Source organism: Rhizobium sp. WSM409 (genome assembly GCF_057653825.1).
The window spans coordinates 3,687,844-3,701,819 of sequence record NZ_CM172794.1 but is presented as its reverse complement, the minus strand read 5'-3'; the positions used below and the strand labels follow the sequence as shown (position 1 = coordinate 3,701,819).

9 protein-coding genes are annotated in these 13,976 nt (G+C 62.2%); 6 read left to right on the top strand and 3 right to left on the bottom strand.

Annotation, left to right across the window (positions count from 1 at the left end; genetic code table 11):
• Positions 1–221: 221 nt before the first annotated feature.
• Positions 222–995, top strand: coding sequence for a histidinol-phosphatase (gene hisN, locus AC25BC_RS18335; protein ID WP_012758956.1), 774 nt, complete (start codon positions 222–224; stop codon positions 993–995).
• Positions 996–1,043: 48 nt separating this feature from the next.
• Here the strand turns inward: hisN and AC25BC_RS18330 are convergent, their stop codons facing one another.
• The gene (locus AC25BC_RS18330) at positions 1,044–2,018 is read right to left on the bottom strand and encodes an alpha/beta fold hydrolase (RefSeq protein WP_012758955.1); all 975 of its coding nucleotides are present in this window, start codon (positions 2,016–2,018) and stop codon (positions 1,044–1,046) included.
• 406 nt (positions 2,019–2,424) lie between these two features.
• On the opposite strand from AC25BC_RS18330, the gene AC25BC_RS18325 reads away from it, so the two are divergent.
• Positions 2,425–2,895, top strand: a complete 471-nt coding sequence (locus AC25BC_RS18325; protein ID WP_012758954.1) for an Hsp20 family protein — start codon at positions 2,425–2,427, stop codon at positions 2,893–2,895.
• A 162-nt stretch (positions 2,896–3,057) separates the two neighbouring features.
• Here AC25BC_RS18325 and AC25BC_RS18320 read toward each other — a convergent pair whose 3' ends face one another.
• Positions 3,058–4,107 (bottom strand): bile acid:sodium symporter family protein, encoded by a 1,050-nt coding sequence (locus AC25BC_RS18320; protein WP_128438537.1) that lies wholly within the window; start codon positions 4,105–4,107, stop codon positions 3,058–3,060.
• Positions 4,108–4,152: 45 nt separating this feature from the next.
• Here AC25BC_RS18320 and AC25BC_RS18315 point away from each other — a divergent pair, with 45 nt between their 5' ends.
• Positions 4,153–5,007, top strand: a complete 855-nt coding sequence (locus AC25BC_RS18315) for a LysR family transcriptional regulator (RefSeq protein WP_128438536.1) — start codon at positions 4,153–4,155, stop codon at positions 5,005–5,007.
• Positions 5,008–5,062: 55 nt separating this feature from the next.
• Here the strand turns inward: AC25BC_RS18315 and AC25BC_RS18310 are convergent, their stop codons facing one another.
• Entirely contained in the window at positions 5,063–6,115 is a 1,053-nt protein-coding gene (locus AC25BC_RS18310; RefSeq protein WP_012758951.1) for a threonine aldolase family protein, read from the bottom strand.
• A 539-nt stretch (positions 6,116–6,654) separates the two neighbouring features.
• Here AC25BC_RS18310 and gltB point away from each other — a divergent pair.
• The 3 genes from gltB to AC25BC_RS18295 all read left to right on the top strand — a co-directional run bounded on the left by gltB (position 6,655) and on the right by AC25BC_RS18295 (position 13,959).
• Positions 6,655–11,379, top strand: a complete 4,725-nt coding sequence (gene gltB / locus AC25BC_RS18305) for a glutamate synthase large subunit (RefSeq protein ID WP_206642365.1) — start codon at positions 6,655–6,657, stop codon at positions 11,377–11,379.
• Between the two features lie 226 nt (positions 11,380–11,605).
• Positions 11,606–13,060: a glutamate synthase subunit beta gene (locus tag AC25BC_RS18300; protein ID WP_128438535.1), complete on the top strand. Its 1,455-nt coding sequence runs from the start codon at positions 11,606–11,608 to the stop codon at positions 13,058–13,060.
• Positions 13,061–13,326: 266 nt separating this feature from the next.
• On the top strand, positions 13,327–13,959 hold the full coding sequence (locus AC25BC_RS18295) for a hypothetical protein (protein WP_113547291.1): 633 nt from the start codon (positions 13,327–13,329) through the stop codon (positions 13,957–13,959).
• Positions 13,960–13,976: the final 17 nt, after the last annotated feature.

Sequence of the window (13,976 nt, the reverse complement as noted above, 5' to 3'; positions counted from 1 at the left end):
GCGCTTGTGAGCGCGGCTAAGTCTAGGGAGGAAACACCCAAGGAGGGTATTTACAGTCAGAAGACTGTACTGAGGACGGTACTATTGCATTGCACAAATGTCAAGCAATATATTGCGCTGCGATATCTTTGGGCAGTTAGATCCAGATTGCCTACTGCGTTTGCATTCCCGTTGCTTTTCGCTATGAAAAGCGCCATTCCCGCCAGCCAAACGGATAAATCATGCTTCCTGACCGTTCGTTCTTCAACCGCCTGGCGGAGGCCGCCCGAGCCGAGACGCTGCCGCGCTTCCGTTCCGGCCTCGATGTCACGAACAAGCTTTCCTCCGGTTTCGACCCGGTGACGGAGGGCGACCGGGCGGCCGAGCTCGCCATCCGGGCGCTGATCGAGGAGAGTTTCCCCGGTCACGGCATTCTCGGCGAGGAGCACGGCAATGTCGGGCTCGACCGCGAATATGTCTGGGTGATCGATCCGATCGACGGCACGCGCGCCTTCATCTCCGGCGTGCCGGTATGGGGAACGCTGATCGGCCTGCAGCAGGCGGGCCGGGCGATCATGGGCATGATCGAGCAACCCTTTACCGGCGAGCGTTATTTCGCCGACCAGAACGGCTCGATCTATACCGGGCCGGAGGGCGAGCGGCGGCTGGCGACGCGCCAGTGCGACACGCTTTCGAACGCCATCCTGTTCACTACCTCGCCGCATCTCTTTGCCGGCGAGGAGATGGAGAAATACCGCGAGATTGAGAGCCAGGTACGGCTCTTTCGCTACGGTTGCGACTGCTATGCCTATGCGCTGCTTGCCGCCGGCCATATCGATCTGGTCGTCGAAAACAGCCTGAAACCCTATGACGTCGGCGGCATCATTCCCGTCATCGAGGGGGCGGGCGGCATCATCACCACCTGGGACGGCGGACGGCCGGAAAACGGCGGCTCGATCATCGCTGCCGGCAGCCGCGCAGTCTACGAACAGGCTATCGCCATCCTGCAGCGCTGATCCCAGGGTCAGCAGCGCTGATCCCCCGGTCGGCAAAGCCGATCCGGCTCACGTGCCGAGGGCGGCGACGTCCTGGTTTTCTTCGGCATCGCTGCCGGGAATGAATGCGTGGAAGGCGGCAAGGGCGGCGGCACGGTAGATATCCCGTTCCTGGAAGATCTCGTGCCGGGCGCCGTTGATCGGCACCAGTTGGCCGGCGCGGAAATAACGTGAAAGCCGCTCCTGCGCCGTGTAGGGCACGACCCCGTCGCGCGTCGGCGCGATGACGATGGTCGGGATGGTGATCGAGAAGAGATGATAGGGGGAGGTGACCCGGTCCATCGTGCGGAAAGCCTCGATCAGCCACCGGGCCGTCGGCGGCCCGAGCGTCAATTCCGGATGAGCCTTCATCATTGCGACATTGCGCTCGAAGCGGTGTTCGTCCGAGGTCAGCGGGTTGTCGCTGAAGTTCGGCTCCTTCGGTTTCGAGGTCAGCGGCAGGAAGCCGAGGCCGACGGCAGCCAGCGTGCCGGCCAGAGCGCGGATGACACGCGGCGAGGCCGACTGGCCGGTCAGGCCGATGAAGGGCGCCGACAGCACCATGCGATCGATACGGGTGGTGAGATAGGGCGCAGCCGACAGCGCGATCAGGCCGCCTGTGGAATGCGCGAGCAGATAGAAGGGCAGGCGGGTATCCGGAAGCACCACCTTTTCGAGGAAGGTGTCGAGATCACGCTCGTAATCGGCAAAGCGGCGGATGTGGCCATGGTTGCGGCTCTTCAGGAGCCGGGGCGAGCCGCCCTGGCCGCGCATATCGAAGGTCGCGACCCAGAGTCCTTTGGCCGTCAGATCGCGGATCGTCTCGAAATATTTCTCGATATATTCGTTTCGGCCGTGCAGGATGACGACGGTGCCCTTGGCAATCTGGCCGCTCGAGCGGAAGACGGCGTATCGCAGCTGCTGGCCGTCATGGGTTTCGAAGAACCCTTCCGTGCGGTTTTCCGGGGCGGGATTATCGGGCGTCGAATAGAGAACCTGATCCATGACTTTGCCAATGCGCCGCTGCTGACTGCTTCGCATCAGGGATAGCGCATGGCATCCGGCTTGGAAAGCGGTGGGGGAAAAGGGCCGGCAGGAGCATGAGGGTGCTCGCGGCCGGCCGAAGTTGAGGCTGAAGAAGAAGGGACGATGCACTTCAGCCATCGGGACCAGATTTCACCCGACGCCTAAATTCCTAAGTGAATGCGCCTGAACGTGCTCCGAACCTGTCGTTCATGCGGGGTTCACGGGCCGATCAAGGCGATTGCAAAAAGGTCTTGAACTCCTCGAATCCCATCACCATCTCCTTTCTGCGGGTGCCGAACAGGGCCTGCGCAACCGTCCCAAGGCCGCCAAAGATGGGGTCTCAGGGGCATTTCATCGCAACACGTCGCTTCCACAGGAGGACATCATGCGTCACGTAGACTTCTCTCCCCTTTATCGTTCGACCGTCGGTTTCGACCGGCTCTTCACCATGCTCGACAGCCTTGCCCAGCCGGAGCAGGCGCAGACCTATCCGCCCTATAATATCGAGCGCACCGGTGAAAACACCTATCGCATCACCATGGCCGTTGCCGGTTTCGACGAGACCGAACTTTCGATCGAAGCCCATGCCCTTGTGCTGTCCGTGAAGGGTGAAAAGAACGAGGAACCTGCCGAAAGCGGCGAGTTCCTCTACCGCGGCATTGCCAAGCGCGCCTTCGAGCGCCGCTTCCAGCTTGCCGATCATGTCGAGGTGACCGCCGCTTCGCTGAAGAACGGCCTGCTTCACATCGACCTTCTGCGCAATATTCCCGAGGCCATGAAGCCCCGCAAGATCGCAATTGCTGCAGAACCGGTCGAGGCTCCGAAGGCCATCGAGGCGCAGATCATCAACGGCTAATCAGATCCTTATCGGATAAAACGAACGGCGCTCCATCGGGGCGCCGTTTTCTATTTCGGCTTAAAGCGCGTCGCGATCTTTCAGATTCGCTTCTCGCGCTTTCGCACTTTATTTACGCATGTCGTTATCGCAAAACCGCTGAACAGTTTTGCGCGACATGCTTCATGCCGGGCTGGTTGCCTCGTCGATTTCCTTGTCCGTTGCACGGCGGGCCGCGGCGGCGGCGTATTTCTGGGCGATGACGGCGCAGACCATCAGCTGGATCTGGTGGAACAGCATCAGCGGCAGCACGATCGCGCCGATCGACTGGCCGGCGAAGATGACGTTCGCCATCGGCACGCCGCTTGCGAGGCTCTTCTTCGAGCCGCAGAAGGTGATGGTGATCTGGTCGGCCTTGTTGAAGCCCAGCCAGCGGCTGCCGAACATCGTCAGCACCAGGACAATCGCCAGCAGGACCATGTCGGCGACGATGACGACTGCGATATCGGCAATCGAGAAGGTGTGCCACAGGCCCTCGACCACCGCCGTGCTGAAGGCGAGATAGACGACCATCAGGATCGAGCCGCGGTCGACAGGCATCAGGATCTTCTTCTTGGCGCGGATCCAGTCGCCGATCCAGGGCTGCAGGATCTGGCCGAGGATGAAGGGGGCAAGCAGCTGCAGCAGGATCTGCTGCAATGCGTCGAAGGAGAAGCCGCCATGGCCGCCGACGGAAAACAGCAGGCCGACGAGCAGTGGCGTCAGGAACATGCCGAAGATGTTGGATGCCGAGGCCGAGCAGATGGCGGCAGGCACGTTGCCGCCGGCCATCGAGGTAAAGGCGATCGACGACTGCACCGTCGATGGCAGCACGCAGAGGAAGAGGATGCCGAGATAGAGTGGCTGCGGCAGGATCGTGTCGGGGATCAGCCCGAGTGCCATGCCGAGCAACGGGAAGATGCCGAAGGTGGTCAGCAGGATGACGATATGCAGGCGCCAGTGCAGCAAGCCTGCGATGACCACGTCGCGCGACAGGCGGGCGCCATGCAGGAAGAACAGCAGCGCGATGGCAAGATCGGTGGCGATGCCGAAATAATCCGCGAATGTGCCGCTTGCCGGCAACACCGAGGCGAGGATGACGGTGCAGACGAGCAGGATGGTGAATGTATCGGGCAGAAAGCGGCGCATGACGATCTCGCGGCTTGATAAAACAGTCATTGTTCTGTCGTCCATTATGATCCAGGATGCAAGAAATAACAGTTATCGAGAAGCTGGATCATGTTAGACCTTTCGCAATTGCGCAGTTTCGTCGCCGTCGAGCAGATGGGCAGTTTCACGCTCGCCGCAGAAAGGCTCGGCCTTGGGCAGTCGACGGTCAGTCAGCACATCCAGCGGCTGGAGGCAGCACTCGGGCGCAGGCTGCTGGCGCGCGACACCCATAAGGTGATGTTGACCGGCGATGGCGAGGCGCTGCTGTCGCATGCGCGCGCCATGCTTTCGATCGAGGGACAGGTGCAGTCGCTGTTTAAGAATAACAGCCTGCGTGGCAGTCTGCGGCTCGGCGTGTCGGAGGATTTCGTCACTAGCCAGTTGCCGGCGGTGCTGGAGGATTTCGTTCGTTCGCACCCCTCGGTCGACCTGGAACTGACGGTGGCGCTGTCCGGTGTTCTTTACGAGATGCAGGACAATGGCGAGATCGATCTGGTGCTTGCCAAGCGCCGGCTCGGCGATGCGCGCGGAAAACTCGTCTATCGCGAGCCACTCGTCTGGCTGGCGCGTGATCCCGAGCGTGTGCTTGCCTCCGGCCCCCTGCCGCTGATCGCCTTTCCGCCGCCGAGCGTCACACGGGTGATCGCGCTCGAAGCACTCGGGCGAAACGCGGTGCCGTGGCGGATCGTCTGTACCTGCGGCAGCCTGAGCGGGTTGACGGCGGCGGCGCGGGCCGGGATGGGCGTGCTGGTGCAGCCGCGCAGCATGGCGCCGTCCGGTCTGAAGGAGATTGCGGTGGGAAAACTGCCGGTGCTGGAGGATGTGGAATTCGTGCTGGTGCCGCGCAAGGGCGCGGACCAGGCACTGGTCTCGGCACTGTCCGAGGATATTCTGCAAAAGGTGAGGGGATTGCGGTCGGCGTGAATCCTTGCCCGTTACCGAAAGGCCTGCCGGCCCGGCAACCCTTTCCGGCAGGCGATCAGGCGGCCAGGCACTTCAAGAAGCCATCGACATCCGCTTCGGTGGTCGCGAAGCTGGTGACGAGGCGGATCAGGGTTTCGCTTTCGGAAACGAGCTCGGGCGTTGCCGCCGGGACCGGCCATTCGTAAAACTTCGCGCCCTTTTCCTCCGCAATTTTCACGGCACTCTTGCTGACGACGGCAAAGACTTCGTTGGATGCGGTCGGCCAGGCGAGGCGGGCGGAGTTGCTCGTGCCGATGCCGGCGCGCAGCCGGTCGGCCATGCCGTTCGAATGGCGGGCGAGATCGAGCCAGAGGCCATCTTCGAAATAGGCATCGAACTGGGCGGCGATGAAACGCGACTTGGAGAAGAGCTGGGCAGCGCGTTTGCGGATGAAGGGCATTTCCCGGGCTCGATCCGGATTGAAGAAGACGATCGCTTCGGCACACCAGCAGCCGTTCTTGGTGCCGCCGAAGGACAGCATGTCGACGCCGCGCTTCCAGGTCATTTCGGCCGGGGTGGCGCCGAGTGCGACCAGGGCGTTGGCAAAGCGGGCACCATCCATGTGGAGCGGCAGATTGCGCTTCCTTGATATGGCGGCGATCTCGCCGATCTCCGGCAAGGAATAGACGGTGCCGATCTCGGTCGCCTGGGTGATGGTCACCGCGCTGGCGCGGCCATGATGGACGGCGTCCTCGGGAAAGCTTGCGATCTTCGCCGAAAGCTTCGCCGGATCGATCTTGCCGGCTTCGCCGTCAATGGCAACGAGACGGGCAGCGCCGGAGAAAAATTCCGGCGCGCCGCATTCATCCTCGATCACATGGGCCTCCGAATGGCAGAAGGTGATGCCGCCGGGCCGCTGGACGCTTGCCAGCGACAGGGAGTTGGCGGCCGTGCCGGTGGCGACGAAGAAAACCGAAACCTCGCGCTCGAAGATCTCGGAAAAACGGGCCTCGACCTTCCTGTCGAGATCGCCGGCGCCATAGGCGGCGGCAAAGCCGGTCGATTCCGTCAGCAGACGTTCGGCAATGGATTTGTGGGCGCCGGCCCAATTATCGGAAGCAAAGAACATGGGGGAAACCGTTGGAAAGGAAGGGGTTGGCAAAGTCCGCAGCGGACATTACGCCAAAGCTTCACAGGATCAAGGTTGTCGCCTGCGACACATCACGGAAATTGAACTACGCAATCAATAAACAAAATAACACGTCTCAGCGTAATTTTATTGCGCGATCGCCGCTACCCAGGCAATCTTCCGTCGAAAATTGACGTTTTTTAACGGAGCGCTCTTGCAGAGCCGAATGCTTTCTGGCATAGAACTGATGAATTAGGACAGTGTTGCTGTCCTATTTTGGCCTTTGTGACCGAAGAGACGCCGAAAGCCCTGGAACAGACCGGCTTTCACGCTATAGTTCTTCCGAGCGTCAAGCCTCAAGGGGCGCCGCGCGGAGGCGAATGGCAGGCGCGGAACGCGACGGTTTGCTTTCCTTAAAAGCAGATGTCTGCGGCCGATCTTCACAATGCAACAGCGCTGTCATGCGTCGAACCTATCTTCGGGTTGCGGCGCTGGACGAAAAGCCGCCCGCGGCTCCGCGGGCTTCGACAGGAGGAAAGATGATGACGAAGACGCCATCCATGGAAGTTGACCGGTTTGCTGCTGCTAATCTGCGCGCGACGGCCAATATGTCCAAATCCGCCTCCGGCCTGCCGAAGAAGCAGGGCCTCTACGATCCGCGCAACGAACATGATGCCTGCGGCGTCGGCTTCGTCGCCCATATGAAGGGCCAGAAGTCACACCAGATCGTCAAGGATGGCCTGTTCATCCTCGAGAACCTGACGCATCGCGGCGCCGTCGGCGCCGATCCGCTGATGGGTGACGGGGCCGGCATCCTGGTGCAGATCCCCGACCGTTTCTTCCGCGAGGAGATGGCCGAGCAGGGCATCACCCTGCCGCCGGTCGGCGAATATGGTGTCGGCCATATCTTCATGCCGCGCGATGAAAAGCAGATCGAGCACTTCAAGAAGGTGATCAAGGACGTCATCACCGAGGAAGGTCAGGTCTTCATCGGCTTCCGCGACGTGCCGGTCGACAATTCCTCGCTCTCCAAGGCGCCGGCCATTGCCGCAACCGAGCCGCATCATGTGCAGGTCTTCATCGGCGCCGGCGAGGATGCCGAAAACAACGACGAGTTCGAGCGCCGGCTGTTCACGCTGCGCAAGGTAATCTCCAACCGCATCTATGACGAGTTCGACGGCGAGGAGAGCAATTTCTATCCGGTGTCGCTGTCGTCGGCGACGGTGGTCTACAAGGGCATGTTCCTGGCCTATCAGGTCGGCGTCTATTACAAGGACCTGTCGGATCCGCGTTTCGAAAGCGCGGTCGCTCTGGTGCATCAGCGCTTCTCGACCAACACCTTCCCGTCGTGGAAGCTCGCACATCCCTACCGCATGGTTGCCCATAACGGCGAGATCAACACGCTGCGCGGCAACGTCAACTGGATGGCGGCGCGCCAGGCGTCGGTCTCCTCGCCGCTGTTTGGCGAGGACATCTCCAAGCTCTGGCCGATCTCCTACGAGGGACAGTCGGACACGGCCTGCTTCGACAATGCGCTCGAATTCCTGGTGCGCGGCGGTTATTCGATGGCGCATGCGGTAATGATGCTGATCCCGGAAGCCTGGGCCGGCAACCAGTCGATGGCCGCCGAACGCAAGGCTTTCTACGAATATCATGCGGCGCTGATGGAGCCGTGGGACGGGCCGGCCGCGGTCGCCTTCACCGACGGCAAGCAGATCGGCGCGACGCTCGACCGCAACGGACTGCGGCCGGCGCGCTACCTCGTCACCAATGACGATCGCGTCATCATGGCGTCCGAAGCCGGCGTGCTGCCGGTTCCGGAAGAGATCATCATCCAGAAGTGGCGCCTGCAGCCGGGCAAGATGCTGCTGATCGACATGGAAGAAGGCCGTATCATCTCAGACGACGAGGTGAAGTCGCAACTGGCGACGGCCCATCCCTATCGCAGCTGGCTCAACCGCACGCAGCTCATCCTCGAAGACTTGAAGCCGGTGGAACCGCGGGCGCTGCGCCGCGACGTGTCGCTGCTCGACCGCCAGCAGGCCTTCGGCTACACGCTCGAGGATACCCGCATCCTGATGTCGCCGATGGCGACGACGGGCCAGGAGGCGATCGGTTCGATGGGCACGGATACGCCGATCTCGGCCATGTCGGAAAAGTCGAAGCTGCTCTACACCTATTTCAAGCAGAACTTCGCGCAGGTCACCAACCCGCCGATCGACCCGATCCGCGAGGAACTGGTGATGAGCCTGGTTTCCTTCATCGGGCCGCGGCCGAACATTCTCGACCATGAGGGCGCGGCCAACGCCAAGCGGCTCGAAGTGCGCCAGCCGATCCTGACCAATGGCGATCTCGAAAAGATCCGCTCGATCGGCCATACGGAAGACCGTTTCGACACCAAGACGCTCGATTTCACCTATGATATCGAGCGCGGCGCCGAAGGCATGCCCGAGATGCTCGACCGGCTCTGCGAGCGCGCGGAAGCGGCCGTCAAGGGCGGCTATAACATCATCGTGCTCTCCGACCGCCAGATCGGGCCGGACCGGATCGCGATTCCCGCATTGCTCGCTACAGCTGCCGTGCATCACCACCTGATCCGCAAGGGGCTTCGTACCTCGGTCGGTCTCGTCGTCGAGACCGGCGAACCGCGCGAGGTCCATCATTTCTGCCTACTCGCCGGCTACGGCGCCGAGGCGATCAACCCGTATCTCGCCTTCGACACGCTGCTCGACATGCATGCCAAGGGCGAATTCCCGAAGGAAGTGGATGCCACCGAAATCGTCTACCGCTACATCAAGGCGGTCGGCAAAGGCATCCTCAAGGTAATGTCGAAGATGGGTATCTCGACCTATCAGTCCTATTGCGGCGCACAGATCTTCGATGCGATCGGCCTGCAGTCGGAGTTCATCGACAAGTATTTCTTCGGAACCGCGACCATGATCGAAGGCGTTGGCCTCGAGGCAATCGCCGCTGAGACCGTCGCCCGCCACACCGCGGCCTTCGGCGCCGACCCGATCCTGGCGACGACGCTCGATATCGGCGGCGAGTATGCCTATCGCATGCGCGGCGAAAGCCATGCCTGGACGCCCGATGCGGTCGCCGCCCTTCAGCATGCCGTGCGCGGCAATGCCGAGGACCGTTACCAGGAATTCGCCGAGATGGTGAACAACTCGGCGCTGCGCATGAACACGATCCGCGGGCTCTTCAAGATGAAGAGCGCCGAGACACTCGGCCGCACACCAGTATCGATCGACGAGGTCGAGCCGGCGGTCGATATCGTCAAGCGTTTCTCGACGGGGGCGATGTCCTTCGGCTCGATTTCCAGGGAGGCGCATACGACCCTGGCGATCGCCATGAACCGGATCGGCGGCAAGTCGAACACCGGTGAGGGCGGCGAGGAATCCGACCGCTATATGCCGCTGGCCGATGGTTCGATGAACCCGGAACGTTCGGCGATCAAGCAGATCGCCTCGGGCCGCTTCGGCGTCACCACCGAATATCTCGTCAATGCCGACGTGCTGCAGATCAAGGTCGCGCAAGGCGCCAAGCCTGGTGAAGGCGGCCAGCTGCCGGGTCACAAGGTTGACGCGACGGTTGCCAAGACCCGCCATTCGACACCGGGTGTCGGCCTCATTTCGCCGCCGCCGCATCACGACATCTATTCGATCGAAGATCTGGCGCAGCTGATCTACGATCTGAAGAACGTCAACCCGACCGCGGATGTCTCGGTCAAGCTGGTCTCGGAAGTCGGCGTCGGCACGGTCGCCGCCGGCGTCGCCAAGGCGCGCGCCGACCATATCACGGTCGCCGGCTTCGACGGCGGTACGGGTGCGTCGCCGCTGACGTCGCTCAAACATGCCGGCAGCCCTTGGGAAATCGGCCTTGCCGAGACTCAGCAGACGCTGGTGCTGAACGGCTTGCGTTCGCGCGTCGCCCTGCAGGTGGACGGCGGGCTGAAGACAGGCCGCGACGTCATCATCGGGGCGCTGCTTGGAGCCGACGAGTTCGGCTTTGCCACCGCGCCGCTGATTGCCGCCGGCTGCATCATGATGCGCAAGTGCCATCTCAACACCTGTCCTGTTGGTGTGGCGACCCAGGATCCGGTGCTGCGCAAGCGCTTCAAAGGCGCGCCGGAGCATGTCATCAACTATTTCTTCTTCGTCGCGAACGAGGTGCGCGAAATCCTCGCCTCGCTCGGCTTCACCCGCCTTGACGAGATCATCGGCGCCTCGGAGCTGCTGGAGAAGGACGAGATGCTGTCGCACTGGAAGGCGAAGGGCCTCGACTTCAGCCGCATCTTCCACAAGGTTGACGCTCCCAAGGAAGAGACCTTCTGGACGAGCCGGCAGAAGCACCCGATCGACGACATTCTCGACCGCGTGCTGATCGAACAGGCGCAGCCGGCACTGACGGCCAAGACACCCGTCGCCTTCGAGGTCGGCATCAAGAACGTCGACCGTTCGGTGGGCGCGATGCTTTCTGGCGAGGTCGCCAAGCGTTATCGCCATCGCGGTCTGAAGGAAGACACGATCAACGTGACACTTCGCGGCACCGCAGGTCAGAGCTTCGGCGCCTTCCTGGCGCGCGGCGTCACCTTCAACCTGATCGGCGACGGCAACGACTATGTCGGCAAGGGGCTTTCAGGCGGCAAGATCATCATCCGGCCGCCGGAGAATTCAAGGATCGTGGCCGAGGACTCCATCATCGTCGGCAACACCGTGCTTTATGGTGCGACCGAGGGCGAGTGCTATTTCCGCGGTGTGGCGGGCGAACGTTTCGCCGTGCGCAATTCGGGCGCGATCGCCATCGTCGAGGGTGTCGGCGACCATGGCTGCGAATACATGACCGGCGGCGTCGTCGTCGTGCTCGGCGCCACGGGCCGCAACTTTGCAGCCGGCATGTCCGGCGGTGTCGCCTACGTGCTCGATGAAACCGGTGATTTCGCCAGCCGCTGCAACATGGCAATGGTCGAGCTCGAGCCGGTGCCTGAGGAGGACGACATGCTGGAAAAGCTGCATCATCACGGCGGTGATCTCATGCACAAGGGACGCGTCGACGTCTCTGGCGACATGACGCGCCATGACGAGGAGCGCCTTTACCAGCTGATCTCCAACCATCTGCATTATACGGGCTCAGCCCGCGCCACTGAGATCCTCGACAACTGGGCCGACTACCGCCCGAAATTCCGCAAGGTCATGCCGGTTGAATACCGGCGTGCGCTCGAGGAAATGGAGCGCAGCCGGATGGGCATCGCGGCGGAATGAATTGCACCGGGACATCCGTCACCAGCTGACTGCAGGTGACGGGTGACGAAAATATCTCGATGACTTGTGACGATTACGCCGACGGCGAAAGCTGTTCAGATCGCCGGATGTCTTCCAGGGGATATGGTCCAATGACGGTCAAGACAAGCAACTTGCCCCGGGTACCGGGACTGACGATAGACAGATTGGCTGCGGTGAGGCGGTCATGAGGGTAAGGGACGAAGATATGGGTAAGGTAACAGGGTTTCTGGAAATCGACCGGCAGGTGGCGAAGTACCAGCCGGCGTCGGATCGTATCCGTCATTTCCGTGAGTTCACGATCCCGATGTCGGACCCGGAAGTGCAGAAACAGGCAGCCCGCTGCATGGACTGTGGCATCCCCTATTGCCACGGCCCGACCGGCTGTCCTGTTCACAACCAGATTCCCGATTGGAACGACCTCGTCTACAACAACAACTGGGAAGCGGCGATCCAGAACCTACACTCGACCAACAACTTTCCTGAGTTCACCGGTCGTGTCTGCCCGGCGCCCTGCGAGGAAGCCTGCACGTTGAATCTCGAGGATGCGCCGGTCGCCATCAAGACGGTCGAACAGGCAATTGCCGACAAGGCCTATGAACTCGGCTTCATCCGGCCGCAGCCGGCCACGGTCCATACCGGCAAGAAGGTTGCCGTCATCGGCTCCGGCCCCGCCGGCATGGCGGCCGCCCAGCAGCTCGGCCGCGCCGGCCACGAGGTGCATCTCTACGAGCGCGAGACCAAGCCGGGCGGACTGCTGCGTTACGGCATTCCCGATTTCAAGATGGAGAAGAACTTCATCGACCGCCGCGTCGAGCAGATGAAGGGTGAGGGCGTCACCTTCCATTGCGGCGTCAATATCGGCGTCGACGTCAAGGTCGAGCAGTTGCTCGCCGATCACGACGCCGTGCTTTACTGCGGCGGCTCCGAGACGCCGCGCGAGGCGGGCATTCCGGGCACCGACCTTGTGGGCGTGCATGATGCGATGCCCTATCTGGTGCAGCAGAACCGCCGGGTCGGGCGTGAAAACATCGACAGCGTCGGCTGGCCGTCGGATCCGATCCTTGCCGGCGCCAAACATATCGTCGTCGTCGGCGGCGGCGATACGGCTTCGGACTGCGTCGGCACGGCGTTCCGCCAGGGGGCCGTCAGGGTCACCCAGCTCGACATCCGGCCGCAGCCGCCGGAAAAGGAAGACAAACTTGCCGTCTGGCCCTTCTGGGCGACGAAGATGCGCACCTCCTCCTCGCAGGCCGAGGGCGCGGTGCGTGAATTCCAGGTGGCCACTCTTGAATTCGTCGGCGAAGACGGCGTGCTGACCGGCGTCAAGTGCTGTGAGGTCGACGAGCGCCGGCGGCCGGTTCCGGGCACGGAATTCGTCATCCGGGCCGATCTCGCCTTCATCGCCATCGGTTTCCGTGGCCCGTTCACCGGCAGCGTGCTGAAGGAACTCGACGGCAAGCTGACGCTCAACACCGACAAGCGCGGCTCGACCAACGTCGTCGCCAACGACCGCGACTACAAGACTTCGATCGACAAGTTCTGGACGGCGGGTGACGTGCGCCGCGGCCAGTCGCTGGTGGTCTGGGCGATCCGTGAAGGCCGGCAGGCAGCGCGCGCCATCGACGAGGATCTAATGGGCTCGACCGTCCTGCCGAACTGACCGTCGGCTGCACACCCTCTCGAAGACACGAAACTCCGCCCCTCCGGCGGAGTTTTTTCTTGGCGCGCCGCGCTGTGGTGCGACCGCTTGACGCGGAGGCCTTGCGCCGCAAGCCTCAGGCAATGTCGGGAAGCGAGATTTTCGCCGGACGCGGGCTGAGAAGCAGCCAGCGGCGACCGAAGCGGAGGTGCCCCGCCGTTTTGGCGACAGCGCATTTCACCGTCGGCCGCGACGCAAGGCCGCGAATGATCGACAAGGATTTTCAAATGGTTTCCGCACTTGACAGCACGCGGCTGGTTTCGGCCCAATATGCCCTGAAAAACCTTCGCGGCTCCGACGACAGCGCGCAGGATATGCAGAGTTCGTCGGCCGCCAGCATTCTGAGCAGCTACGGGCTCGATCCGAGCTCTTCCTCGCTTCTTTCCAACCAGGCCCTTTCCGGGCTGCTCGATACGCTTTCGGCCCAAAGCGACACGTCTGATGAGTCCGACACAACGGGTGACGGCGCCGACGTCACCAGCGCCTCCTTCATGTCTATGCTGAAGCAGCAGCTGCAGGATGCGGCCGCGGCCGAGGGCGAGAGCGGCAAGGCCCATGACATGCTGGCCGCCCTCGAAGCGGGCACGCTGACCATCACCGATCCGACACAGGGCGTATCGATCAACGCCTGGGATGTCGCCGATGCCGACGAGGCGGACACGGAGAGCAAGGCCGGCCAGGATATCGATGTCAGCGGCTGGAGCGACTTCCTCGATGCGCATCTGGAGCGTGGCGCCAACGGCGCCTTCGTCAAGGAAAACGGCAGCTACGTCGACCAGACGAACGACAGCCATGCTTTTTTTGGCTTGATCGGCGCGAACTACTATTATCTGAGCTGGCCGCAGGCGACGGCGAAGTAAACGGGACGAAGTGGAGG

Excerpts from the sequence above, each read along its gene's own strand:
- AC25BC_RS18295 (WP_113547291.1), top strand. The coding sequence starts at position 13,327 with ATGGTTTCCGCACTTGACAGCACGCGGCTGGTTTCGGCCCAATATGCC.
- AC25BC_RS18310 (WP_012758951.1), bottom strand. The coding sequence starts at position 6,115 with ATGTTCTTTGCTTCCGATAATTGGGCCGGCGCCCACAAATCCATTGCC.
- AC25BC_RS18330 (WP_012758955.1), bottom strand. The coding sequence starts at position 2,018 with ATGGATCAGGTTCTCTATTCGACGCCCGATAATCCCGCCCCGGAAAAC.
- AC25BC_RS18300 (WP_128438535.1), top strand. The coding sequence starts at position 11,606 with ATGGGTAAGGTAACAGGGTTTCTGGAAATCGACCGGCAGGTGGCGAAG.
- gltB (WP_206642365.1), top strand. The coding sequence starts at position 6,655 with ATGATGACGAAGACGCCATCCATGGAAGTTGACCGGTTTGCTGCTGCT.
- AC25BC_RS18315 (WP_128438536.1), top strand. The coding sequence starts at position 4,153 with ATGTTAGACCTTTCGCAATTGCGCAGTTTCGTCGCCGTCGAGCAGATG.
- AC25BC_RS18320 (WP_128438537.1), bottom strand. The coding sequence starts at position 4,107 with ATGGACGACAGAACAATGACTGTTTTATCAAGCCGCGAGATCGTCATG.
- hisN (WP_012758956.1), top strand. The coding sequence starts at position 222 with ATGCTTCCTGACCGTTCGTTCTTCAACCGCCTGGCGGAGGCCGCCCGA.
- AC25BC_RS18325 (WP_012758954.1), top strand. The coding sequence starts at position 2,425 with ATGCGTCACGTAGACTTCTCTCCCCTTTATCGTTCGACCGTCGGTTTC.